Source organism: Exiguobacterium abrahamii (assembly GCF_015645365.1).
Classification (GTDB): Bacteria; Bacillota; Bacilli; order Exiguobacteriales; family Exiguobacteriaceae; genus Exiguobacterium_A; species Exiguobacterium_A abrahamii.
This window is the reverse complement of sequence record NZ_JADOYC010000004.1, coordinates 1-23,560: the sequence shown is the minus strand read 5'-3', so window position 1 is coordinate 23,560 and position 23,560 is coordinate 1. Positions and strand designations below refer to the sequence as shown.

Sequence of the window (23,560 nt, the reverse complement as noted above, 5' to 3'; positions counted from 1 at the left end):
TATTTGCACCCCATGTTTTTAAATCGTTCTCTTTATCATAACAGAATCGTTTTCCATCGGGGAAGGACAAGTTTTCCCCTGATTTTCAAAAAAGATGATGCGCCTTAGCGTATCCGAAAGGACTTTTTCTCATGACACGTCGTAAATTCATCGGTCTGCTTTTTTTACTGGCAGGCATCGCCCTTATTGCTTGGCCCTTCATCAGTGACTATCAGCGTGAACAAGAGGCAGCCAATTTAAAAGAACAATGGACAAAAAGTTTAAAGACCGTCGATGCGAAAGAAACGAAACAACCGCTCGCAAAATCAGGTGTTGGACTGCTCTCGATTCCAAGCATTGATTTTGAGCAAGTCATCTTAGAAGGCTCGACGACAGCGGTGTTGGACCGTAGTATCGGTCATATTCCAGAAACCGGATCACCCGGAAAAGGCAATTATGCGCTCGCCGGACACCGAAGTTTTACGGAAGGGCTTCACTTCAATCGTCTGCCTGACGTCAAAAAAGGCGATACCGTCGTCGTCACGACAAAAACACATCGGTATACGTACCGCATCACATCCAGTCGTCTTGTCACACCGACGACATTGTCCGTCCTCGATCAATCCGTCGCTTCCCCAACCATCACATTAATCACCTGTGATCCACCAGAAACGGCAACGAATCGTCTCATCAAACAAGGTACTTTGGTTCGGAGCGAGACGATTGCTTCGTGACAAAGATGAACATAGATAAAGGAAGGCGGAATCCCGCCTTCCTTTGAAACTGAAGATAGTGTGCAATTTTTCTCTAACGAGAAGGATTGCGCTTTTTTGTTCGTCTCGCATCGTTTTCCTGGGACAAGCATCGCGCCGCTTCGCTTCGCTGCAGGGTCGCTCTTGCTTGTTTTTCCCTAGGAAGCGATGTCGAGGGAACAAAACGCTTCTCTGATACTTCTTCCCGGTATAAAAAGAATGACGCATTACATACACGCCACTCCTACAGGAAAAAGCGCAATTTTGCGCTGTCAGAGACAAACAAGACCCGTTTTCCTGCTCAAATAGAGCGGGAAAACTGGCTTGTGTCTCGCCTGAGGAAAGGGCGTGAAAAGACGCGTCATTTTTTGGAGTCAGCCTTTTTGTCTATAGTCTGAAAGGAAGGCGGAAATTTCGCCTTCCTTTTTATTTGATCGTTCTCATTCATTCTGCTCACGCTTCGTGTTTAGCTAGTTCTTCTAACAGACGCGCTTCATCCCAAATTTCGATACCGAGCGATTCAGCCTTCGTCAGCTTAGAACCTGCCTTTTCCCCTGCGACGAGTACGTCCGTCTTTTTACTGACGCTTCCTGTCACATCGGCACCGAGTGCTTCGAGTCGTTTACCAGCCTCTGACCGTTTTAAGCTCTCGAGCGTTCCCGTCAAGACAATCGTTTTGCCACCGAGTGGTGCATTCGTCTGATCAACCCGTTCCCCAAGGAAACGTTGATTGACGCCGAGTTGTTCCAAATCACGAATCAATGCCTGTGCTTCCGGATGTTCGAAGTACTTCACGATCGAATCCGCGATTTTCCCACCGATGCCATCGATTGCAACAATCTCCTCGTAGCTTGCTGCTGCAATCCCTGCTAACGAATCAAAACGTTCCGCTAGAAGATACGCTGCTTTTTGACCAACAAGTCGGATTCCGAAACCAAACAACAGACGCTCAACCGAGTTCTGTTTCGAGGCTTCGATTGCCGCAAGCAATTTATCAACGGACGTCTCACCCATCCGGTCGAACGTCAATAATTCTTCACGATCGAGTCGATATAAATCGGCAATCGTCCGGATCGCTTCATGATCATACAATTGACGGACGACTTTTTCACCGAGACCGTCGATGTTCATCGCCTGACGCGAAACGAAGTGAATGATACCTTCCATCAATTGTGCTGGACATTCCGGACTGACACAGCGGATGTCGACTTCACCTTCGAGACGGACAAGTTCCGATTGACAGGCCGGACAATGCGTTGGGAAGACGATCGGTGTCTCTTCCCCTGTCCGTTCTGCTGTAACGACTTGTACGACTGCCGGGATGACATCGCCCGCTTTTTTAATGATGACCGAGTCCTGAAGGCGGATATCTTTTTCAGCGATGAAGTCGGCGTTGTGTAGTGTCGCATACGTCACCGTCGATCCTGCGACGACGACCGGTGCAAAACGGGCGCGAGGTGTGACTTTCCCGGTCCGACCGACACTGAAATCAACGTCTTCTACCGTCGTCATGACTTCTTCCGCCGCAAACTTATAGGCTGTCGCAAAGCGGGGACTTTTTGCTGTGAAGCCGAGCTCTTCCTGATCATCGTATCGATCGACTTTCAAGACGATTCCGTCGATCTCATATGGCAGGCTCGCGCGTGCTTCTGTCCAGTGCGCGATGTAGGCAAGAATCTCTTCCACTGTCTCACACGTCTGCATATGTTGATTGGTCGGTAACCCGAGTGAAGCGAGTTGTGCCATCGCTTCGCTATGTGAACGGGCCGTCAACGTATTGACACCGACGCCATACACGAACAACGACAGATTGCGCGACGCTGTGATCGACGAATCCAGCTGACGCAGGCTACCTGCGGCCGCATTACGCGGATTCGCGAACAATGTCTCTTCCCGGCTTGCCCGGTCTTCATTCAAGCGTTCGAACGATTGTTTCGGCATGTAAGCCTCACCGCGGACTTCGACCGTCTCTTCTGCCTGCAAACGCAGCGGTAACGCTTTGATCGTCCGTAGGTTCTGCGTGATGTTCTCACCGACTGTTCCATCGCCACGCGTTGCCCCACGAACGAATCGACCGTCTTCGTATTTCAGCGAAATCGCAAGTCCATCGAATTTCAGTTCGGCGACATACGTCGTCGAACGTCCGAGCGACCGCTCAATCCGAGCAACCCATTCGCGAATTTCTGTCTCATCAAAGACGTTTCCGAGCGACAGCATCGGTAAATCATGCGTCACCTTCTCGAACGCTTCGAGCGGTGCCGCGCCGACGCGTTGCGTTGGCGAATCCGGTGTGATCAGTTCTGGATGCTCTGTTTCTAACTCCGTCAGTTCACGAAGCAATTGATCGTACGTCGCATCCGGTACCGTTGGTTGATCCAGTACGTAGTATTCGTAGCTGTATCGGTTTAATGTTTGACGAATCTCATCTATACGCTGGCTTGCGTCCATCTGTGGACCTCCCGTCATACCTTTTTAATCGGTGCAAATTTCGCGAGCAGTCGTTTGATTCCGACTGCTGGGAATGCGATATCGATTTCAAGATTATCTCCTTCACCACGAGTCTGGACGACTGTACCGAGTCCCCATTTCCCGTGCTCTGCCTTATCTCCGACCGACCAACCGAGCGTTTCCGCACCTGACGTCTTCATTGCTGTCGGTTTGCTGATCGAGCGACCGATGACGGCTTTGCCTTGCGGAACAGGGCGGTCTTCCCATGGAAGTGGCTTCGCTTTTTTACCTGTCCGCTCGATGACGACTTCCGGCAGCTCCGCGAGGAACCGTGATTCTTGGTTCGCATTCGTCCGTCCGTACAGAGAACGCATCCGCGCATGTGACAAGTAAAGGCGTTTCTCAGCACGTGTGATCCCGACATACGCGAGGCGACGTTCTTCCTCCATCTCGTCTTCATCCTGAAGCGAGCGGCTATGTGGGAACAAGCCTTCCTCCATCCCGATCAAGAAGACGACCGGGAACTCGAGTCCTTTTGCCGAGTGGAGCGTCATCAATGTAACTTGTTCTTCCGGATCCGTCTCGTCGAGTGAATCGACATCGGCGACGAGTGTCAAATCAGTCAAGAAGGCGATGATCGTCCGATCTTCTGGATCGGCTTTCGCCGTTTCCTTCTCAAAGTTTTGCGCAACGGTGATGAACTCGTTAATGTTCTCGAGACGACTTTGTGCTTCTAGCGTCTTATCTTCCTTCAGTACTTGGCGATAGCCTGATTTCTCGAGTACTTCTTCGACCAGTTCCGACAGGCTGATGAATTCTTGCATTTGACTGAGTCCAAGAATCATCGTCCGGAAATCCGTCAGCTTCGCTGCCGTCTTCGGTGCGATACTCGACAATTCGATATCGCGAATCGCTTCCATCAATGACACGCCCTGTAAGTCGGCGAAATCACGCAGCTTATCAATCGTCGTTGCGCCGATGCCACGTTTTGGTTCGTTGACGATCCGCGCGAAGGACAGGTCTTCATCCGGATTCGAAATCAAACGGAGATAAGCGAGAACGTCCTTGATCTCTTTACGATCGTAGAACTTCGTGCCGCCAATCATTTTGTACGGAACGTTCGATTTCAAAAGTGTTTCCTCGATCGCACGCGATTGTGCATTCGTCCGGTACAGAATCGCGATATCGCTCAGTTTCATCCCGTAACGAAGCGAGTTCCGAATCTCTTGGACGATATAGAAGGCTTCTTCCCGCTCATTCTCTGCCGTATGAACGATCAGCTTCTCGCCTTCATCATTATCCGTCCAAAGTTTCTTGTCTTTGCGCGTCGAGTTGTTTTGGATGACATGGTTGGCCGCTTCCAAGATTCGTTTCGAAGAACGGTAGTTTTGCTCGAGTAAGATGACAGCTGCATTCGGATAGTCCTCTTCGAACGAGAGGATGTTCGCGATGTCAGCACCACGCCAGCGATAGATCGACTGATCCGAGTCCCCGACGACACAGAGATTCTGATGTCCCGACGCTAACAGGTTGACGAGATCATACTGGGCTTTGTTCGTATCTTGATACTCATCGACATGGATGTAACGGAATTTCTTTTGATAGTAAGCAAGAACATCCGGACTCTTCTTGAACAATTCCGTCGTTTTTCCGATCAAATCATCAAAGTCGAGCGCGTTGTTCCGGCGTAAGACCGCTTCGTATCCTTTATAGATTTCAGCAACGGTCTTCTCATACGGGCTCGTCACGATCGAGGCGTAGAATTCAGCACTGCGTAATTCATTTTTCTGTGACGAGATGATCGTCAGCATCGAACGTGGATCCCATTTTTTTGGATCCAAGTTTTGTTCCTTTAAGACGAGCTTGATCGCCGACTGCTGATCACTTGAATCAAGAATCGTGAAGTTGCGGTCGTAACCGAGCTGATCGATGTCACGACGTAACATCCGGACACACATCGAGTGGAAGGTCGAGACCCAAATATCATTCGCGACACCACCGACCAAACGACCGATCCGGTCTCGCATTTCCCGCGCCGCCTTGTTCGTGAACGTAATCGCGAGGATGTTCCACGGTGCGACTTGTTTAGCCGCCATCAAATAAGCGACCCGGTGTGTCAGGACGCGTGTCTTCCCGGAACCGGCTCCTGCCATGATCAGCAGTGGACCTTCCGTATGCTTGACTGCTCTTGCTTGCTCAGGGTTTAGTCCGCTGACGAGCTGTTCACTCAAATTAAACATATCAATAGCCTCATTTCTTATATTCCGAACTTTTGTTCCTATATTTTATCGTGTCGCTGCGACGGTCGCAAGCGCTGCTTTTAAATCCTCATAAATGACGTTCCCGACGACGATCGTATCCGCATACTGTAGCATCTCACGCGCTCGCTCTTCGGAGTCGATTCCTCCACCGTAAAACAGGCGTGCCTGTTTCAAGACATCGCGAACGGCTGCGACTCGTTCCGGTTCTCCGTAAACGCCGCTGTATTCGAGATATACGACCGGTAGACGGAAGACGCTATCCGCTAACTGCGCATAAGCGACGGTCTCATCTAATGTTAGCGGTTTTGCTTGTGTCACATGCGCGACCTTCGCATCAGGATTCAGGACGATATACCCTTCCCCGACAAGATCAGCGTGCGCCAGCATATGACCGACTTGTTCTAACGCCTCGACCTGTTTTTCAACGACATATTCTAACGTACCGGCATTCAGGACCGTCGGTGTCAGATACGTATCAAATCCCATCGTTGCGGCTTCGAGTTCAGAAATCTCGAGTGCCACTGCGACTGGATACCGGCGCAAACGCATCAAGAGATCAAGCGTCGCATCGAGTGTGATGTCATCTGTTCCACCGACAAGAATCGCATCCGTTCCGGACGTCGCAATCGCCTGCAGGCTCGCATCATCAATTGGTTTTGCTGGATCTAGTTTAAAGACATGTCGCCATTCATTAAAAGGTAATAACACGGTTCGTCCCATCCTCTCTTTCTCATTCCACATTCAGTATAAAACAAAAAACCATCTCGCGCAGGGCGAGATGGTCAGACGTGTGTCCGTCGTTTCGTCAAGAGTGACGCCAGTAACAACGCAAAGACCGCATATACCGGCACGAACGCCCACGGTTCTGCCAAAAAGAAACCGAGGACCGGGACGTCGAGCAACGGTGAATCCGGTGAACAGAGTGCTCGCCCATTGACGAGCGCCAAAAACGGTAAGACAGGAACAGCAAAGATATAGGCGAAGTTAATCCAAAAGGCACGTTTCATAAAAGAGCCTCCTTATCCGATGATGACGGATTCCTTCGGATAGTTGTAGTTACGTTTCGGTTGGTTCGCTTTCAGGAGAAGAACGAACGAGATGACACCGATTCGACCGATGAACATCAACACAGACAACGTCCATTTTCCGATATCCGATAATTGATCGGTGATGCCGAGCGATAGACCGGTCGTTCCGAAAGCCGAACACGCCTCAAAAAACAGCACGAGGAACGGGGCATCTTCGACAAGCAATAAGACGATCAATCCGACCATCGTCACACCAGTCGAGACGACGATAACGACGAATGCTTTCCAAATATCCGATTGACCGATTTCACGACCGAAAATTTTAATCCCGTATTCACCGCGGATGAAGGCGATGACACTCAAGATAGCAACAGCGAACGTCGTCGTTCGAATCCCCCCACCAACGGAAGACGGTGACGCCCCGATGAACATCAAGATCGACAAGACGAAGATCGAAGCCTGCGAGAAGGACGTGATGTCGACGGTCGTCAATCCCCCGTTTCGCGTCGTGACGGATTGGAACAAGGCGTCGACGAGCTTCTCATTGATCGGTAGTCCTTTAAACGATTGATTCCACTCGAACAACAACAACGATGCGGTTCCAAACAGGACAAGAATCAAGAACGTCGACGCTGTTAATTTCGTAAATAGTGAAAAATGATACGGCTGACGTGTCGCTTGGCGTGTCGCCCGGTACGAGATGTAGCGCCGGACTTCGACGAGTACCGGAAACCCGATCGCACCAAGTGTCAGTAACAAGATTTGCATGAAGACGACGAACAAATCACCGCGAAACGGTAGTAACGATTCACCCGTGATATCAAAACCAGCATTCGTCGTCGCACTGACCGAACCGAACAGTCCTTGGAGCATCGCTTCACCGAGTGTCGGAAAATACTTCGTATAGTACAGCCCGAGAATCAATGCCCCGATCAATTCAATCGAGACGATGATCAAGATGACTTCGCGAATGTATTTGACGACCCCTTGCATCGTCGTCTGGTTCTGATCTCGGACGACGAGTTGGCGTTCCCGAAAGCCGATTCGTTTTCCGAGAATGACCCCCATCGCGATATGAAGCGACATCAAACCAATTCCGCTGACTTGCACTAAAATCATGATCATGAAGTAGCCGAACGTCGTGAAGGTTTCTGAGACCGAGACCGTCGTCAAACCTGTGACACTGACGCAACTAACCGCCATGAAGACGAGGTCCGTGAAGTCCCAGTTGTAGTCTCCCTTGGTCGACCACGGCAGACCGAGCATGATGATTCCGATGATGACTGCAACGAAGTAGATGATGACGAGCGACTGGATGGGCGTCAGCCTTCGAATGAAATGCTGAATTTTATGTTGTAACGCAAAATCCAATGTGACACGCCCCCCTTCATAGAAGTAGCGGATAACATTAGTTATCCGCTACTTCTTGCTCGATAAGACCTAGGCGGGCAAGCGCCAGATCATAACCGCCCGAACCGTAGTTCAAGCAACGTTTGACACGCGAGATCGTTGCTGTTGAAGCACCGGTCGCCTTTTCGATTTTGTGATACGTATTGCCTTCACGTAATTGACGTGCGACTTCAAGACGTTGGGCGAGCGCCTGGATTTCGTTGACGGTCGCTAAGTCTTCGAACAACGTATAACAATCTTCTAATGAATCCATCTTCATGATGGCTGTAAATAACTGATCTAATTCTTTTCCACGCAATTTATCGAGTTGCATCTTGTGACTCCCTTTCCCATTCAATTGCTCTTTAATAGTTTAAAGCGCGACGTTTTAAAATTCAAGCGTCATCGCAAAATCGCTGGGAAAAGGACTTTTTTCCGAAGGACTTCGTATATTCCCTGTGGTGTGATCCGTACATATGGTAAGTGAGTGGACGCTAGGAATAGCAACGTATAGACAGGATCTTCAAACGCATAACCGCGTTCAAACAAGGCTTCCCGTAGAGCGGTTTCCTGAACGATCAAATCTTCGAGTGGCAAGTCGGACGTCTGCCCCATCAAGGTCAACGGAACTTCAGCGATGACTTCTCCGTCCTCGACGAGAACGATTCCGCCGCCGAACGCTTTCATTCGATCAAACGCGACTTGCATGTCTCGTTTCGATTTACCGATCATCAAGATATCACCGCTAATCGAGTACGAACTGACGAGACCACCGACTTGTGTCGCAAAGTTTTTCAGAACGGTATTCAGTCGCCACTTCCCTTCCCGGTCGAGTAACATCAGGAAGGATTCATCACATCCTGCCGGTAGCACAGGCACACTTGTATCGTGTTCGACTTGATAGAGCTTCATGATGACGGAATTGACCATCTCAAGACCAACCGGCATGCTGAACGAGAAATCCTGTTCCGTTAACGAAACCTGGACTTCCGAACGTGGCATGAGCGCATAGACTGCATCGAGCGCTTCTGCCGGGTAACATGGAATGTCTGCTTGACGGACCCATGTGCCGCGCGCAAGTACGGCGACAGGTGTCGGTGCATCTTTTGCCTCAAGGAAATTGAGATGCGCGATCCGTCCCGGTGCGATACTCCCGAGCAGATGATCGAGATTAAAATGACGCGCTGCATTGTACGACGCGATCCGATACGCTTCTTCGACCGGGATGCCTGCCTCGAGCATCAATCGGATCGTCTCGTCCATCATGCCTGCCTTATAAAAGGACGGCGTTGAACCATCTGTCGTCACGAGCACCTTATCAAACTGCGTCAACCCTGCTTCGACGAGACCTTTAAAGATATCCGGTAAATCTGGACGAATCGATGAATAACGAATTGTCGTCGTGTAGCCAAGTTCAAGACGTGTCATCGCTTCTTCAACCGTCATCGCTTCGTGATCGCTCGTCACGCCGTACAGCGCCATCTTCGTCAGCGTCTTCGCTGAAGCACCAGGGAAATGACCTTCGATCGGTTTTCCGAGTTTGATCGCATCCTGCATCCAGTGAAGCAGTTCATCATCTCCTTGCGAGAGACGTGGCCATCCCGTCAACTCACCCGCTTGGATGACTTGTGGATGCTTGAGCCACGCTTGAATCCGGCGATTATCGATCGAGATACTGTCGGCATCAAGCTCGGTTTGTGCGTCGAGTCTTGCCCACCAGTACATTGAGGTCGGTAAGTCCGCTAGCGCCTCGACTTGAGCAAACGCTTGCTCCGTCGGCTCTAATAATAACAACATGTTGTCATTGACGAGCGTCGATGTTCCCCGCTCTGCTGCGAATTTTGCAAGACTCGCTGGATTGTAAAGTTGGAACGGATGGGCATGGGGTTCAATGTAACCGGGTACGATATATTGACCTGTCGCATCATGATACGCATCGGCTTGTTCCGGCATCTCTGGACCGACATAGACGATCCGGTCGCCACTAATCCAGATATTCGCCGTCCGCCATGCTTTGACACCATGATTCAGGTAAGTGGCATTCTGTATGACAAGTGTCGGTGCAAGCTTTCCGCTGATGACCGCTTGGTGTGTTCGTACTTCAGATTTCGTCCAAGGGGATCTTCCACAATTTTTTTTCACGAAAGCTCGACCTCCTTTGTTTTATTGAAAACGCTTTCTTATAGTTCTTATACTAAAATGTTGCTAAGTAAGTTTCAAGAAGTTTTGCCCCGTTCCGGATTCATTTGGTCAAAATAACACAAATTCGCCATGGAAGACAAATCTTTTCGTGCACTTCGCCAAGAAACAAAAAAACCAGACGCGGCTCCTTCAAGCACGTCTGGTTCAGATATCATGATTCATGCGAGGCACGAAAGGCTTTTTGAGCGATATCAGTTCGGTAAAAGAATGGTTGATCCGTCACGTCTGGTAAGTTCGCATAGACCTGTTCGACAGCCTGCTCGATCGTCTCGGCACGGCTGACACACACGAGGACACGTCCACCAGCTGAGACAAGTTGATCGTCTCGTTCTGCCGTGCCGGCATGAAAGACGAGAAGACCGTCCCCGATCTGTTCAAGTGGAATCGCTTGTCCCGTTTTTGGCGCTTCCGGATATCCTTCTGCTGCGACGACGACACCGACAGCTGCTTGATCCGTCCAAACGACTTCTGGTGTCTGTCCGTCCATCAACGGCATGATGACATCCAGCAACGGCGTCTCTAAGCGCGGAAGAATGACTTCTGTTTCCGGATCACCGAACCGGGCATTGAACTCGATGACGAATGGTCCTTGTTTCGTCAGCATCAGACCGGCATAGAGGAAGCCGGTGAACGGAATTCCTTCGCTTGCCATCTGATCGACGAGCGGCTGAATGATGCGATCAACGGCTTCTGTCGTCAATGCTGCTTCGTCCCACTGAGGTAGCGGCGAATACGCGCCCATGCCTCCTGTGTTCGGACCTAGGTCACCGTCAAACGCCCGTTTATGATCTTGCGACAATACCATCGGGATGACCGTCTCTTCGTGCACGAATGCCATCAACGAACACTCTTCCCCGATCAGGCATTCTTCGATGACGACGCGGCTTTGTTGACCGTATTCCCCGGCAAACGTATCGTGGATTGCAACAAGCGCTTGATCCACGGTTTCTGCGACTGTGACTCCTTTTCCGGCAGCGAGTCCATCGGCTTTGATGACGATCGGTGCACCCGCTTTGCGAACATACGCCTCTGCGTCTGCTGCTGAAGTAAAGACGGCGTGAGCAGCGGTCGGAATACCGGCACGCTCCATCAATTCTTTTGCGAACTGCTTACTTCCTTCGATCGCTGCCGCTTCCCGTGTTGGTCCGAAGATTTGCAGTCCCGCTGACTGAAAGGCGTTAACGACTCCGAGAACAAGTGGTCCTTCTGGTCCGACGATCGTCCAATCGATCTGTTCGTCTTGTGCGAACGCCACGAGTTCATCGATGGCATCTTCGGCGATCGGAACACATGTGGCTTGTGTCATCCCGGCGTTCCCAGGCGCAGCATACACGGTCTCGATTCGTTCATCCTGTGCCAGCTTCCAGACGAGCGCGTGTTCACGCCCGCCTTTACCAATCACCAATACCTTCATTCAAATCGCCTCCACTTAGTGTTTGAAATGTCGAACGTTCGTAAAGACCATCGTGATGCCGTGTTTGTTACACGCATCGATCGACTCTTGGTCGCGAATCGAGCCGCCTGGTTGGATGATTGCTGTAATACCAGCTGCTGCTGCAGCTTCGACTGTGTCCCCCATTGGGAAGAAAGCATCGGAAGCAAGGGACGCGCCAACTGCTTTTTCTCCAGCTTGCGTAATCGCGATGTTCGCTGAACCAACACGGTTCATCTGTCCTGCACCAACACCGACCGTCACTTCGTCCTTCGCGAGAACGATCGCATTCGACTTGACGTGTTTGACGGCGCGCCATGCGAGTTTCAAATCTTCCCATTCCGCTGCTGTCGGTTTGCGGTCTGTCACGACACGTGCGGCTGCATCATCAAGCGTCTCATCGTCACTGTCTTGGACGAGCATGCCGCCAGCGACTGCCGTATAACGGATCGCTTGGACACGTTTGACGTCGAGTTCAAGCAGACGGATGTTCTTTTTCGCTGACAACAAGGCGAATGCGTCTTCTGTGAAGGACGGGGCGATGATGATCTCAAGGAAAATGCCGCTTAATTGTTCTGCTGTCTCTAAATCGACTTCACGGTTCAAGGCGACGATGCCACCGAAGATCGACACTGGATCGGCTGCATGCGCGCGGCGGAACGCCTCTCCGATCGTTGGACCGACGGCCACACCACATGGGTTCATGTGTTTAACGACGACGGCTGCTGCTTCGCGGAACTCGTCGAGAATTTCAAGTGCGGCGTTGGCATCTTGAATATTGTTATACGACAACTCTTTACCGTGTAACTGTTTCGCGGAAGCGAGGGAAGCTCCACGATAAATCGGTGTTTTATAGAAGGCTGCTTCTTGGTGTGGATTTTCTCCGTAACGAAGATCCTGGACTTTCTCAAGCGTGATCGTCAACTGATCCGGGAACTTCTCGCCTGTTTGCGTCAAGAAATAATCCGCGATCAACGCATCGTACGCCGCTGTATGCCGGAATGCTTTCGCCGCAAGACGTTGGCGTGTCTCAAACGTCGTTCCACCTTCACGAATCTCGGCAACGACTGTTTCGTAATCGGCTGGGTCGACGACGACCGTGACAGCTACGTGATTTTTCGCTGCTGAACGCAACATGCTTGGTCCACCGATATCGATGTTTTCGATCGCATCAGCATAGGCGACGTCTTCTTGTAAGACTGTCTGCTTGAACGGATACAGATTGACGACGACGAAATCGATCGGTTGAATCTGTTGCGCCGCCATCTGCTCACGATGCGATTCAAGGTCACGACGACCGAGTAATCCACCATGAACCATTGGATGGAGCGTCTTGACACGTCCATCAAGCATTTCTGGGAATTGTGTGACTTCACTGATACCAATGACCGGAAGCCCAGCTTCCTCTAACGCTTGATGTGTTCCGCCTGTCGAGACGAGCTCGATCCCTGCTTCATGAAACGCCCGTCCTAATTCGACGATTCCTGTTTTATCCGACACACTAATTAACGCTCTCATACGTTTGCCTCCTCTTTCATCCACTCTTCGATGACTTGCGGATACAGTCTATGTTCGACACGCTGAATCGCTTGTTGCAATGTTTCACGCGTCATCTCTTCTGTAATCCGAACGGCTTCTTGGGCCATGATTGGTCCTGTGTCCATTCCTTCATCGACTATATGAATTGTAACACCTGTGATTTTAACTCCGCCACGAAATGCTTGTCCGATCGCATCTTTTCCCGGGAAGGCCGGAAGTAGCGACGGGTGGATGTTGACGATCCGCCCTGCGTATCGTCCGAGCAACTCTTCGCCAATCAATCGCATGTAGCCGGCGAGAATGATCCGTTCGACGCCTTTCGCTTCAAGACGGGCAATGATCTCCCGCTCAAAACTCGGTTTATCCGGATAGTCCTTCGCCCGAAAGACGAAGACGTCGCATCCGCGTCGTTTCGCCCGTTCAATGACCATCGCGTCCGGTTGATCGCAGACGATCAGTTCGATCGAGGCATGTAACGTTCCTGCCTCGTTTGCTTCAAAAAGTGCTTCGACATTACTACCGCTTCCTGATGCAAAACAGGCGATCTTCATGCGTCGACTCCTTGAATCCGGACACCTTCTTGATTGGTCACCTGACCAATCACGTACGCCGTCTCATTTTCACGAGCGAGGCGTGCTGTCACTTCCGCGACATCTTCCGGTTTGACGATCAACATGAAACCAATCCCCATATTGAAGACATTATACATATCATGTCGTGGCAAATCACCCGCTTGCTCGAGCCAGTCGAAGACTGGTAACGTCGGCCACTTTTTCGGGTCGAATGATGCGCCAAGACCTTCCGGTAAGACGCGTGGTACGTTCTCGTAGAATCCACCACCCGTAATATGGACCATCGCTTGAATCTTTTCCGTCTCAAGGGCTGCTTTGACTGCTTCGACGTAGATACGTGTTGGCATCAGGAGCGCATTTCCGAGCGTATGACCGAGCATCATAACTTCATCTTCGTAGCGGAGACCGCTGTCAGCGACGATTTTACGGACGAGTGAGAACCCGTTCGAATGGACGCCGGACGAAGCGAGACCGAGAATGACATCTCCCGCTGCGACGTTATCACCTGTGATCAATTTTTGTTTCTCGACGGCACCGACGGCGAACCCGGCGATATCATATTCGCCGTCCGCATACATCCCTGGCATTTCCGCTGTCTCGCCGCCAATTAACGTACATCCCGCCTGGACGCAACCTTCTGCGACACCGGCGACGATCCGTTCGATCTTCGCCGGAATCGCCTGACCGAGCGCGATATAATCAAGGAAATAAAGTGGTTCCGCGCCTTGGACGATGATATCGTTCACACACATCGCGACACAGTCGATCCCGATCGTATCGTGTTGTTCCAGTGCGAAAGCGAGCTTCAGTTTCGTACCGACACCATCTGTCCCACTGACAAGGACCGGTTCTTTCAACTGCAATTGGCTGAGGTCGAACATCGCACCAAAGCTACCGAGTCCCGTCAATACTTCTTTGCGCATCGAACGGGCGACGTGTTTTTTCATTCGAGTGACTGACTCATATCCTGCTGTCAGACTCACACCTGCTGCTTCGTAATGTTTGCTCATGTTCTTCCCCCATCTATCAAAGTTTAGCTTCTAACTCGAGCGAACCGAGCGGTGTCGGATACTCTCCTGTGAAGCAAGCGGTACATTGTCCTTTTAACGGTCCATCGAACGGGCGATCGATGGCATCGACCATGCCCGGTACAGTTAAGAATTCAAGTGAATCCGCACCGATTTCCTGACGAATTTCTTCCGGCATCAATCGAGCAGAGATCAGTTCTTCCTTCGACGAAGTATCAATCCCGTAATAACATGGATTCGTAATCGGTGGTGCCGTGATGCGGACGTGCACTTCCGTCGCACCCGCTTCACGTAACAAACCGACGATACGACGACTCGTCGTTCCCCGGACGATTGAATCATCGACCATGATGACACGCTTTCCTTGTACAACGCCGCGTAGCGCGGACAACTTCATTTTGACCCCACGTTCCCGTAACTCTTGTGACGGCTGGATGAACGTCCGTCCGACATACCGGTTCTTGATCAATCCCATTTCATATGGAATCCCACTCGCTTCCGCGTAACCGATCGCTGCCGAAATACTTGAATCCGGTACTCCGGTAACGACGTCTGCTTCGACCGGTGCTTCTTCATACATCTTTTTCCCGAGTGCTTTGCGAGCTGTATGGACGTTGACGCCATCAATGATTGAATCCGGACGTGAGAAGTAGATGTATTCCATCGAACACATCGCTCGTTCGCGTGGTTCCATGTATTGACGAGACGACATGCCGTGTTCTGTGATCGTTACGAGTTCCCCTGGCTCGATATCACGAATGAACTCCGCGCCGACGATATCAAAGGCACATGTCTCTGACGCGAATACGATGCCGCCGTCCGGTGTCTTCCCGAGTGACAGTGGACGCAGTCCGTGTGGATCAACTGCCACGAATAACGTGTCTTCCGTTAAGAAAAGGAAGGCGAACGCCCCGACGAGACGCGCGAGACTGTCAGCAATCCGGTCTTCGAGTGTGTCGAGCTTACTGCGTTTGACGAGATGGGCGACGACTTCCGTATCACTCGTCGTCTGAAAGATGGCACCCTCTGCTTCTAACAGGTGCTTCAGTGAATCGGCGTTGACGAGGTTTCCGTTATGTGCGAGAGCGAGATCTCCCGTCCGCGATTTGAAATGCAGCGGTTGAGTGTTCTCAAGCGTGTTTCCTCCTGCTGTCGAATACCGGACATGTCCGATCGCATGATGTCCTTTCAGATTCGTCAGTGTCTCTTCCGAAAAGACTTCCGTTACGAGTCCTTGCCCGCGGTGCGGGAAGAGGTCGTCACCGTCACTCGTGACGATGCCTGCCCCTTCCTGTCCCCGGTGTTGCAAGCTATGCAAGCCGTAATAGGCGAGTTGGGCTGCATTCGGTTGTCCGAAGATCCCGAAGACGCCACACTCCTCATTTAGTCCTTTGATGTCATATAACACGCGATTGCTCCTTCCCAGTCTTCCTGTAAGGTCGAACGGTCTGCTTCAATCCGTGTCTCTACCGTTTCGATGACGAGAAGCTCATCGTTCGTGACGACACCGATTGCTTGAGCACCAGTCCGTTGTTCGAATGCTGTGACATGCGCTTGTGGCACCGTGACGATGAAGCGTGATTGCGATTCGCTGAACAGGTGTAACGTTGGTCCGTCGAACTGAACCGTCAACCCGAGGTTCGTCCCAAATGTCATCTCAGCGAGAGCGATGGCAAGACCACCTTCTGATACATCATGCATCGCATTGACTTCACCTGCTTGTACTGCCTGCTGTAACAATTGTAAGCGTGCGTGTTCGATCGCTAAATCAATCTGTGGTGCGCGACCGAATGATTTACCGAATTGCATATATTGAAGCTCACTGCCACCAAACTCGGCTGTTGTTTCTCCTAATAGATAAATCTGGTCACCAGCTTGTTTGACGTGTTGTGTTGTGATCCATTCCGTTTGCTCGTGTAAGCCAACCATTCCGACGACCGGTGTCGGGTGAACCGCTTGACCGGCTGACTCGTTGTAGAGTGAGACGTTTCCACCGATGACAGGTGTCTCAAGGACACGACATGCTTCTGCCATACCGGCTGTTGCTTGCTGCAACTGCCAGAAGCCTTCTGGTTTATCCGGATTTCCGAAGTTCAGACAATCCGTGATGGCGAGTGGTGTCGCCCCACTCGCGACGATATTACGTGCTGCTTCCGCAACCGCAATCTGTCCACCGACGTATGGATCCAAGTAGACGAAGCGGCTGTTGCAGTCGGTCGTCATCGCGAGCGCTTTGTTCGTGCCGCGGACACGAATGACGGCTGCGTCTGATCCTGGTGCGACGACGGTCGATGTCTGGACCATATGATCGTACTGATCGTAGACCCAACGTTTTGAAGCGATCGTCGGCTGACGGAGTAACGCCCGCCATGTCTCAACGACATCTTCGACGACGGGAAGCGTCTCTTCCATCGCTTGGAATTCTTCATAATACGCAGGAACGCGGGATGGTTTTTCGTAGACCGGTGCTTCTTCTGCTAACGCATCAACCGGAACTTCTGCCACGATATCTCCGTGATGAATCAACCGTAAGACTTTCTCTTCAATGACTTCTCCAACGTGAACGGCATGGAGTCCCCATTTGCTGACGATTGCTTCGATCTCTGCTTCGCGACCACGCTTGACGACAAGTAACATCCGCTCTTGTGATTCAGAGAGCATCATTTCGTAAGCCGTCATCCCTGTCTCTCGTTGAGGGACGTCATCGAGGTGCATCTCGATGCCCATACCGGCTTTTGAAGCCATCTCTGCTGAAGACGATGTCAGTCCGGCAGCACCCATGTCCTGCATCCCGACGAGTGCCGGATGCCCGACGATTTCAAGACAAGCTTCAATCAATAACTTCTCCATGAATGGATCACCGACTTGAACAGCCGGACGTTTTGCTTCCGTATCCTCTCCGAGATCCTCCGAGGCAAAAGTCGCACCATGGATCCCATCGCGTCCAGTAGCTGCACCGACGTACATGACCGAGTTGCCGACACCTTTTGCTTGACCTTTTTGAATATCGGCATGGTTGATCAAACCGATACACATCGCGTTGACGAGCGGATTGCCTTCATATGAACGATCAAATCCGATTTCGCCACCGATCGTTGGGATCCCGACACAGTTGCCGTAACCCGCGATCCCAGCGACGACTTGTTCGAACAGTTGATTGACACGTGGTGTACCGAGATGCCCGAAGCGGAGCGAGTTCATAAGTGCGACCGGTCGTGCGCCCATCGAGAAGATGTCACGAATGATTCCGCCGACGCCCGTCGCAGCCCCTTGATACGGTTCAACAGCGGATGGATGGTTGTGGCTTTCGATCTTAAAGACGACTGCCTGCTCATCGCCGATATCAACGACACCTGCCCCTTCCCCTGGTCCTTGTAAGACACGTGGTCCAGTCGTCGGGAATTGACGGAGGACGGGTTTAGATGTCTTGTATGAACAATGCTCGGACCACATGACTGAGAACAATCCTGTTTCCGTATAGTTCGGTTGGCGTCCGAGTAAATCGACGACCATCTGGTATTCCGTATCACTCAAGCCCATCGTGGCATAGACGCGTTGCTCTTGAATCAATTTTGGTGTTGGTTCAGACTGTTGTTTTAGCATGGTATGCCCCCTGTTTGACGAGTGAAGTAAAGAGTTTTAGTCCATCTGTTCCGCCGGTCAAGAGTTCGACCGCTCGTTCCGGGTGTGGCATCATCCCAAGAACGTTGCCGGCTTTGTTCGTGATCCCGGCGATATCACCGCGTGAGCCGTTCGGATTATCGACATACGTGAAGGCGATTTGTCCGTTCGTTTGCAGCATCGCGTAAGTCGCATCGTCACAGTAGTAGTTTCCTTCGCCGTGCGCGATTGGAATCGAGATCGTCTCGCCTGGCAGATAATCCGATGTAAAACGTGTCTTCGTATTTTCAACCTTCAGTTCAACCGTCCGGCACATGAACTTCAAGCCGTTGTTGCGGTGCAAGACACCTGGCAAGAGTCCCGCTTCGACAAGAATCTGGAATCCGTTACACACTCCGAGGACCGTTTTCCCTTCTGCCGCAAAACGTTTGACTTCTTCCATGATCGGTGAGAAGCGCGCGATTGCGCCGCAACGGAGATAATCTCCGTAAGAGAATCCGCCCGGCAGTAAGACGCCGTCGTAGCCTTCAAGTGATGTTTCGGTATGGAAGACGTATTCCGCTTCTTCTCCGAGCGCATCCTTGACCGCATGGTACATATCTAAATCACAGTTCGATCCCGGAAAGACGATGACCGCGAACTTCATGCTGGCGTCACCTCTTCGATCGTAATCTGGTAATCTTCCATCACTGTGTTGACGAGTAGTTTTTGACACATCTCATGAATCATCGCTTCTGTCGTTTCCGTTTCAACGAGCAGTTCAATCTGTTTTCCGATTCGGACACTCTCGACACCGGTAAAACCAAGCTGTTGCAATCCGCCTTTTACAGCAACTCCTTGTGGATCTAAAATGCTTTCCCGTAATGCGATCGATACGATGACTTTTTTCATTGTGTGTTTCCCCCTAGGCGATTGAATAGTGTTTGGTAAGTCTCTGTCAGTGAACCGATATTGCGACGGAAGACATCTTTATCGAGATGTTCTCCTGTCGCCTGATCCCACAAGCGGCATGTATCGGGTGAAATCTCATCTGCCAGTAGAATCGTTCCGTCTGCCGTCTTGCCGTACTCCAATTTAAAATCAATCAACGTGATTCCGTTTTGACGGAAGTAAGGTTGCAAGACTTCGTTTACGCGAAGCGCTTTGTCCGACAACTCTTTTAACTCTTCAGAAGTCGTAATCTTCAGTAAATTAATGTGTGATGAGGTGACGAGTGGATCGCCTAACGTATCATCTTTATAGTAGAACTCAACGATTGGTGTTTCGAGCACCGTACCTTCTTCGATACCGAGCCGTTTACTCAAGCTCCCCGCGACGACGTTTCGGACGACGACTTCGAGTGGGATGATAGTGACACGACGTACGAGCTGTTCGCGCTCCGAGACACGTTCAATGAAATGTGTCGGAATGCCCGCTTGTTCGAGGATTTCAAAGAAATGACTCGTCAATCGGTTGTTTAATTCGCCTTTTCCAGCAAAGACTTCTTTTTTCTCGCCGTTGAATGCCGTGGCTTCGTCTTTATAGACGATCCGGAGCACATCCTGCTCCTGCGTCGTGTACAATCGTTTTGCTTTTCCTTCATAAAGTGGTTGCATCGCTTTCGTCCCCCATGATCCTAAGATGTAGACGGGGCACGTGCCCCGTCCCAGGTTGATTAGTTCAAGCCACACCGTTCAAAGATTTCATCGACGCGACTCGTATGGTACGTCGGATCGAAACACGCCTCAAGCTCTTCTTCTGTGAAAAGTTGTTGAATCTCTTCTTCTTGCCACAATAAGTCACGGAACATGATTTGTTCTTCCCACGCCTGCATCGCACGCGGTTGAACGAAATCATACGCCGCTTCACGTGACCAGCCTTTTTCGATTAAAGCGAGTAAGACATGTCCAGAGAAGATGACACCAAACGTCCGGTCCATGTTCCGCTTCATGTTTTCCGGGAAGACCGTCAAGTTCTTCACGATGTTTCCGAAACGATTCAACATATAGTTGAGTAGTCCTGTCGCATCCGGAAGAATGATGCGTTCTGCCGAAGAATGCGAGATATCCCGTTCGTGCCAGAGTGAGACGTTCTCGTACGCCGTCACCATGTGTCCACGGATGACTCGGGCAAGACCTGTCATGTTCTCTGAACCGATTGGATTCCGCTTGTGCGGCATCGCCGATGATCCTTTTTGACCTTTAGCGAAGAATTCTTCGACTTCACGTGTTTCCGTCTTTTGCAGACCCCGGATTTCCGTTGCCATCTTTTCGATCGATGTCGCGATCAGAGCAAGCGTCGACATATAGTGTGCATGACGATCACGTTGTAAAGTTTGCGTTGAGACCGGAGCAGGCTTTGTCCCTAACTTTTCGCAGACATACTTTTCAATGAACGGATCGATGTTCGCGAATGTCCCGACGGCACCTGACATCTTGCCGTATTCGACCGTCTCACGTGCTGCTTCAAAACGGACTTTGTTTCGTTTCATCTCTTCATACCAAAGCGCTAGTTTCAGACCGAACGTCGTCGGTTCTGCATGTACGCCATGCGTTCGTCCCATCATGACCGTATATTTATGTTCGTTCGCTTTGACTTTTAAGATGTCGATGAACCGATCGAGATCTGCAGCAAGAATGTCATTTGCTTGCTTCAACAGATACGAGAGTGCTGTATCAACGACGTCCGTTGACGTGAGTCCGTAATGGACCCACTTACGTTCTTCTCCGAGTGTCTCAGAGACGGCACGCGTGAAGGCGATGACATCATGACGTGTCTCTTGCTCGATTTCAAGGATGCGGTTGACATCAAAGGAGGCATTGTCCCAAAGCAACTGGACGTCCTCTTTCGGGATGACTCCTAGTTCGCTCCATGCTTCACACGCAAGGATCTCGACTTTTAACCAAGCCTCGAATTTGTTTTGTTCGGTCCAGATCGCTTTCATCTCAGGACGTGTATACCGTTCGATCATTGAACTGTCTCCTTCCATATCGACAGGCGTTCGACTTCTGCCAAAGCATCGTCGACGGTGTCCGCAAGAATGTTCAAATGGCCCATCTTGCGTCCTGTCTTGGCTTCTGCTTTTCCATATAAGTGAACTTTCGTCCGAGCGTTTAGTCTCGGTAGTTCCTCGTATAATGCTGTGACATGCTGACCCAGGATGTTCGCCATGACGACCGGTGTCGTCAGACGGGTATCACCGAGTGGGAGACCACTGATGGCACGGATATGTTGCTCGAATTGGGATGTTTCGCAAGCATCGATTGAATAGTGTCCCGAATTGTGTGGTCGGGGTGCTAGTTCATTGACGATTAGTCGAGAACCAACGACGAACAACTCGATAGCCAGTGTACCGATCAGCCCGACGGCATCCGCGATCGATTCAGCGAGCGCAATTGCTTCTTGTTCGAGCGATTCAGAAATCCGTGCCGGTACGATCGATAGATGCAAAATGTTTTCTCGATGTATGTTCTCACTGACCGGGAAAACACGTGTTTCTGTTGCGCTTCGAGTGACGATGACGGAAATTTCCTGATCAAACGGTAACCACTGCTCCGCAACATATTCAGTCGGTTCGAATTGTTTGATTGCCGCTTGGAACTGTTCTTCCGTCCGAATGACGGTCTGTCCTTTTCCGTCATAGCCGAATCGTGCTGTCTTCAAGACGAACGGTAACCCGAGTCGTTGTTTTGCTTCCTCTAAGTCAGACGGATGCGTCACCGGATAGTACGGAGCGACAGAGTGTCCAATGCGTTCAATCATCTCTTTTTCCCGTACCCGATGTTGCGTTTGAAAAAGAAGATCCGTTCCATGAATCAGTTTCGTCCCGATCGCTTCAGCGACTTCCGTCGAGATGTTCTCGAATTCGTAGGTGACGACATCTGATTCAGCTGCGAGCTGTTTGGCTGCCTCGACATCCGTGAAAGCAGCTTGAATATGTTGATCCGCCACTTGCGCACACGGTGCGTTGTCCGTTGGGTCGAGTGTCAAAATCTCAAAGCCCATCTCACGGGCGGACAGTGCCATCATTCGACCAAGTTGACCACCGCCTAGTATCCCGATTCGTTTCATAGCAGATTCCCTCCAGATGCAATGACGTCTCCTTCTAGTTCGACTCGCATATGATCGAGCTTGCGGGCAAGTCGTTCATCTTGAATCGAGAGAATTTGAGCAGCTAGCAATCCGGCGTTTTTTGCGCCTGCTTCTCCGATGGCGACCGTTGCGACCGGTACGCCACCTGGCATTTGAACGATCGAGAGCAAGGAATCAATTCCTTGGAGCGCTCTACTTTTCACAGGAACACCGATGACAGGTAATGTCGTTTTAGCAGCGACCATGCCCGGTAGATGAGCAGCACCGCCTGCACCGGCAATGATGACCTTCAGTCCTCGTTCACGTGCTGATTCAGCATAACGAAACATTAGATCCGGTGTCCGGTGTGCGGAAACGACTTTCTTTTCGTATGGAATCTCAAGTTGCTCCAACACATCACATGTATGTTTCATCGTTTCCCAATCCGATTGACTTCCCATGATGACGCCGACTTCTACATTTCCCATCGCTGTTTCCTCCTTTGTGCATAAAAAAAGCCCAAACCACGGCTAAAAGGGTGGCTTAGGGTATAAAAAGGTACGCCAAAGAAATATCGACGAACATCCATATACCCCATAGTCCAACGATTTAGGGTCGTTGGGTAGAAACTTGCAAGCCATATCCCTGCTATTATACGAGGTGTTTATATTCAATCATCCTGTCACGACTTCATCTTAACAAGTCCATCCCAAGGCGTCAACCAAAGGCGAACAATTTAATTATCTGAAAATTTATCGTTCGGTTTTAAAAGGTGTTTTTCTTATTTCATTTAGTGTCCATTCGGAGTTTATTTCTTGGGAGGCATTAAATAAAATGAAGTATAAAAAAAGCATCGTCCGAATGAATCGGACGATGCTTGAGGAGTTATTCGCTCTCTTTCACTTTGCAATCGAAGACGATTTGCTGACGAATTGGATACGGTTCGCCATTCGCGTCTAATCCAAAGATCGGCTCTTCTCGTCGGACCGTCGGGCGGTATCCCATGGCATCGATACGATCCAAACAAGCACCAATCGTCTCGTTCTCTTCGACGGCTACGCGTAGTTTCGTTTTTTTCGCCATATCCCTGTTCAGTCCCTTCATTAAAGTGGATGCATGTCTTTCTACAAAAAGACACAAAAAAGCGGCGGCCCTTGAGCGTATGCTCCAGAACCACCGTTTGCCTGGCAACGTCCTATCCTCACAGGGGGAAGCCCCCAACTACTTTCGGCGTTCAAGTGCTTAACTTCCGTGTTCGG

General features: G+C 50.7%; 21 protein-coding genes, 1 rRNA gene and 1 riboswitch. Of the genes, 1 reads left to right on the top strand and 21 read right to left on the bottom strand.

Annotated elements, in window-relative coordinates:
- Positions 1–131: 131 nt before the first annotated feature.
- On the top strand, positions 132–713 hold the full coding sequence (locus tag ITJ88_RS12170) for a class D sortase (protein WP_087682080.1): 582 nt from the start codon (positions 132–134) through the stop codon (positions 711–713).
- 471 nt (positions 714–1,184) lie between these two features.
- Here ITJ88_RS12170 and ligA read toward each other — a convergent pair whose 3' ends face one another.
- From ligA to rrf, 21 genes are all read right to left on the bottom strand, one after another.
- The gene (gene ligA, locus ITJ88_RS12165) at positions 1,185–3,179 is read right to left on the bottom strand and encodes an NAD-dependent DNA ligase LigA (protein WP_195865845.1); all 1,995 of its coding nucleotides are present in this window, start codon (positions 3,177–3,179) and stop codon (positions 1,185–1,187) included.
- A 14-nt stretch (positions 3,180–3,193) separates the two neighbouring features.
- Positions 3,194–5,419 carry a DNA helicase PcrA gene (gene pcrA / locus ITJ88_RS12160; RefSeq protein WP_035412308.1) on the bottom strand — a complete coding sequence of 742 codons (2,226 nt, stop codon included), beginning with the start codon at positions 5,417–5,419 and terminating at the stop codon, positions 3,194–3,196.
- 45 nt (positions 5,420–5,464) lie between these two features.
- Complete coding sequence (pcrB, locus tag ITJ88_RS12155; RefSeq protein ID WP_174316006.1) at positions 5,465–6,160, bottom strand: heptaprenylglyceryl phosphate synthase; 696 nt, start codon at positions 6,158–6,160, stop codon at positions 5,465–5,467.
- Between the two features lie 62 nt (positions 6,161–6,222).
- Complete coding sequence (locus ITJ88_RS12150; RefSeq protein WP_035398958.1) at positions 6,223–6,447, bottom strand: hypothetical protein; 225 nt, start codon at positions 6,445–6,447, stop codon at positions 6,223–6,225.
- Between the two features lie 12 nt (positions 6,448–6,459).
- Positions 6,460–7,839 carry a TrkH family potassium uptake protein gene (locus tag ITJ88_RS12145; protein WP_195865844.1) on the bottom strand — a complete coding sequence of 460 codons (1,380 nt, stop codon included), beginning with the start codon at positions 7,837–7,839 and terminating at the stop codon, positions 6,460–6,462.
- Positions 7,840–7,876: 37 nt separating this feature from the next.
- The gene (locus tag ITJ88_RS12140) at positions 7,877–8,191 is read right to left on the bottom strand and encodes a YerC/YecD family TrpR-related protein (protein WP_023467078.1); all 315 of its coding nucleotides are present in this window, start codon (positions 8,189–8,191) and stop codon (positions 7,877–7,879) included.
- A gap of 68 nt (positions 8,192–8,259) precedes the next feature.
- On the bottom strand, positions 8,260–9,999 hold the full coding sequence (locus ITJ88_RS12135; protein WP_064300875.1) for an adenine deaminase C-terminal domain-containing protein: 1,740 nt from the start codon (positions 9,997–9,999) through the stop codon (positions 8,260–8,262).
- A gap of 211 nt (positions 10,000–10,210) precedes the next feature.
- Positions 10,211–11,473 carry a phosphoribosylamine--glycine ligase gene (purD, locus tag ITJ88_RS12130; RefSeq protein WP_195865843.1) on the bottom strand — a complete coding sequence of 421 codons (1,263 nt, stop codon included), beginning with the start codon at positions 11,471–11,473 and terminating at the stop codon, positions 10,211–10,213.
- 15 nt (positions 11,474–11,488) lie between these two features.
- The gene (gene purH / locus ITJ88_RS12125) at positions 11,489–13,009 is read right to left on the bottom strand and encodes a bifunctional phosphoribosylaminoimidazolecarboxamide formyltransferase/IMP cyclohydrolase (RefSeq protein WP_195865842.1); all 1,521 of its coding nucleotides are present in this window, start codon (positions 13,007–13,009) and stop codon (positions 11,489–11,491) included.
- Positions 13,006–13,581 carry a phosphoribosylglycinamide formyltransferase gene (purN, locus tag ITJ88_RS12120; RefSeq protein WP_195865841.1) on the bottom strand — a complete coding sequence of 192 codons (576 nt, stop codon included), beginning with the start codon at positions 13,579–13,581 and terminating at the stop codon, positions 13,006–13,008. Before purN ends, purH begins: the two co-directional genes overlap by 4 nt.
- A complete protein-coding gene (gene purM / locus ITJ88_RS12115; RefSeq protein WP_195865840.1) occupies positions 13,578–14,612 on the bottom strand; it encodes a phosphoribosylformylglycinamidine cyclo-ligase in 1,035 nt (344 codons plus the stop codon). The genes purN and purM overlap by 4 nt, the downstream gene beginning before the upstream one ends.
- Positions 14,613–14,628: 16 nt before the next feature.
- Positions 14,629–16,038, bottom strand: a complete 1,410-nt coding sequence (gene purF, locus ITJ88_RS12110) for an amidophosphoribosyltransferase (RefSeq protein ID WP_035398966.1) — start codon at positions 16,036–16,038, stop codon at positions 14,629–14,631.
- Positions 16,014–18,233: a phosphoribosylformylglycinamidine synthase subunit PurL gene (gene purL, locus ITJ88_RS12105; RefSeq protein ID WP_195865839.1), complete on the bottom strand. Its 2,220-nt coding sequence runs from the start codon at positions 18,231–18,233 to the stop codon at positions 16,014–16,016. Before purL ends, purF begins: the two co-directional genes overlap by 25 nt.
- A complete protein-coding gene (purQ, locus tag ITJ88_RS12100) occupies positions 18,214–18,897 on the bottom strand; it encodes a phosphoribosylformylglycinamidine synthase subunit PurQ (protein WP_195865838.1) in 684 nt (227 codons plus the stop codon). The genes purL and purQ overlap by 20 nt, the downstream gene beginning before the upstream one ends.
- Positions 18,894–19,142 carry a phosphoribosylformylglycinamidine synthase subunit PurS gene (gene purS / locus ITJ88_RS12095; protein ID WP_023467069.1) on the bottom strand — a complete coding sequence of 83 codons (249 nt, stop codon included), beginning with the start codon at positions 19,140–19,142 and terminating at the stop codon, positions 18,894–18,896. The genes purQ and purS overlap by 4 nt, the downstream gene beginning before the upstream one ends.
- Positions 19,139–19,846, bottom strand: coding sequence for a phosphoribosylaminoimidazolesuccinocarboxamide synthase (gene purC, locus ITJ88_RS12090; RefSeq protein ID WP_195865837.1), 708 nt, complete (start codon positions 19,844–19,846; stop codon positions 19,139–19,141). Before purC ends, purS begins: the two co-directional genes overlap by 4 nt.
- A gap of 59 nt (positions 19,847–19,905) precedes the next feature.
- Positions 19,906–21,201, bottom strand: coding sequence for an adenylosuccinate lyase (gene purB / locus ITJ88_RS12085; protein WP_195865836.1), 1,296 nt, complete (start codon positions 21,199–21,201; stop codon positions 19,906–19,908).
- Entirely contained in the window at positions 21,198–22,301 is a 1,104-nt protein-coding gene (gene purK / locus ITJ88_RS12080) for a 5-(carboxyamino)imidazole ribonucleotide synthase (RefSeq protein WP_230088846.1), read from the bottom strand. The genes purB and purK overlap by 4 nt, the downstream gene beginning before the upstream one ends.
- A complete protein-coding gene (gene purE, locus ITJ88_RS12075; RefSeq protein WP_058704939.1) occupies positions 22,298–22,789 on the bottom strand; it encodes a 5-(carboxyamino)imidazole ribonucleotide mutase in 492 nt (163 codons plus the stop codon). Before purE ends, purK begins: the two co-directional genes overlap by 4 nt.
- An 89-nt stretch (positions 22,790–22,878) precedes the next feature.
- Positions 22,879–22,980: riboswitch (purine riboswitch) on the bottom strand.
- Between the two features lie 206 nt (positions 22,981–23,186).
- On the bottom strand, positions 23,187–23,384 hold the full coding sequence (locus ITJ88_RS12070; protein WP_029340738.1) for an NETI motif-containing protein: 198 nt from the start codon (positions 23,382–23,384) through the stop codon (positions 23,187–23,189).
- A 99-nt stretch (positions 23,385–23,483) separates the two neighbouring features.
- A 5S ribosomal RNA gene (rrf, locus tag ITJ88_RS16485) occupies positions 23,484–23,560 on the bottom strand; the annotation flags it as partial.

Bases quoted from the DNA above. Each gene is read 5' to 3' on its own strand.
- ITJ88_RS12170 (WP_087682080.1), top strand. From the start codon at position 132: ATGACACGTCGTAAATTCATCGGTCTGCTTTTTTTACTGGCAGGCATC.
- ligA (WP_195865845.1), bottom strand. From the start codon at position 3,179: ATGGACGCAAGCCAGCGTATAGATGAGATTCGTCAAACATTAAACCGA.
- pcrA (WP_035412308.1), bottom strand. From the start codon at position 5,419: ATGTTTAATTTGAGTGAACAGCTCGTCAGCGGACTAAACCCTGAGCAA.
- pcrB (WP_174316006.1), bottom strand. From the start codon at position 6,160: ATGGGACGAACCGTGTTATTACCTTTTAATGAATGGCGACATGTCTTT.
- ITJ88_RS12150 (WP_035398958.1), bottom strand. From the start codon at position 6,447: ATGAAACGTGCCTTTTGGATTAACTTCGCCTATATCTTTGCTGTTCCT.
- ITJ88_RS12140 (WP_023467078.1), bottom strand. From the start codon at position 8,191: ATGCAACTCGATAAATTGCGTGGAAAAGAATTAGATCAGTTATTTACA.
- purD (WP_195865843.1), bottom strand. From the start codon at position 11,473: ATGAAGGTATTGGTGATTGGTAAAGGCGGGCGTGAACACGCGCTCGTC.
- purH (WP_195865842.1), bottom strand. From the start codon at position 13,009: ATGAGAGCGTTAATTAGTGTGTCGGATAAAACAGGAATCGTCGAATTA.
- purN (WP_195865841.1), bottom strand. From the start codon at position 13,581: ATGAAGATCGCCTGTTTTGCATCAGGAAGCGGTAGTAATGTCGAAGCA.
- purM (WP_195865840.1), bottom strand. From the start codon at position 14,612: ATGAGCAAACATTACGAAGCAGCAGGTGTGAGTCTGACAGCAGGATAT.
- purL (WP_195865839.1), bottom strand. From the start codon at position 18,233: ATGCTAAAACAACAGTCTGAACCAACACCAAAATTGATTCAAGAGCAA.
- purQ (WP_195865838.1), bottom strand. From the start codon at position 18,897: ATGAAGTTCGCGGTCATCGTCTTTCCGGGATCGAACTGTGATTTAGAT.
- purS (WP_023467069.1), bottom strand. From the start codon at position 19,142: ATGAAAAAAGTCATCGTATCGATCGCATTACGGGAAAGCATTTTAGAT.
- purC (WP_195865837.1), bottom strand. From the start codon at position 19,846: ATGCAACCACTTTATGAAGGAAAAGCAAAACGATTGTACACGACGCAG.
- purB (WP_195865836.1), bottom strand. From the start codon at position 21,201: ATGATCGAACGGTATACACGTCCTGAGATGAAAGCGATCTGGACCGAA.
- purK (WP_230088846.1), bottom strand. From the start codon at position 22,301: ATGAAACGAATCGGGATACTAGGCGGTGGTCAACTTGGTCGAATGATG.
- purE (WP_058704939.1), bottom strand. From the start codon at position 22,789: ATGGGAAATGTAGAAGTCGGCGTCATCATGGGAAGTCAATCGGATTGG.
- ITJ88_RS12070 (WP_029340738.1), bottom strand. From the start codon at position 23,384: ATGGCGAAAAAAACGAAACTACGCGTAGCCGTCGAAGAGAACGAGACG.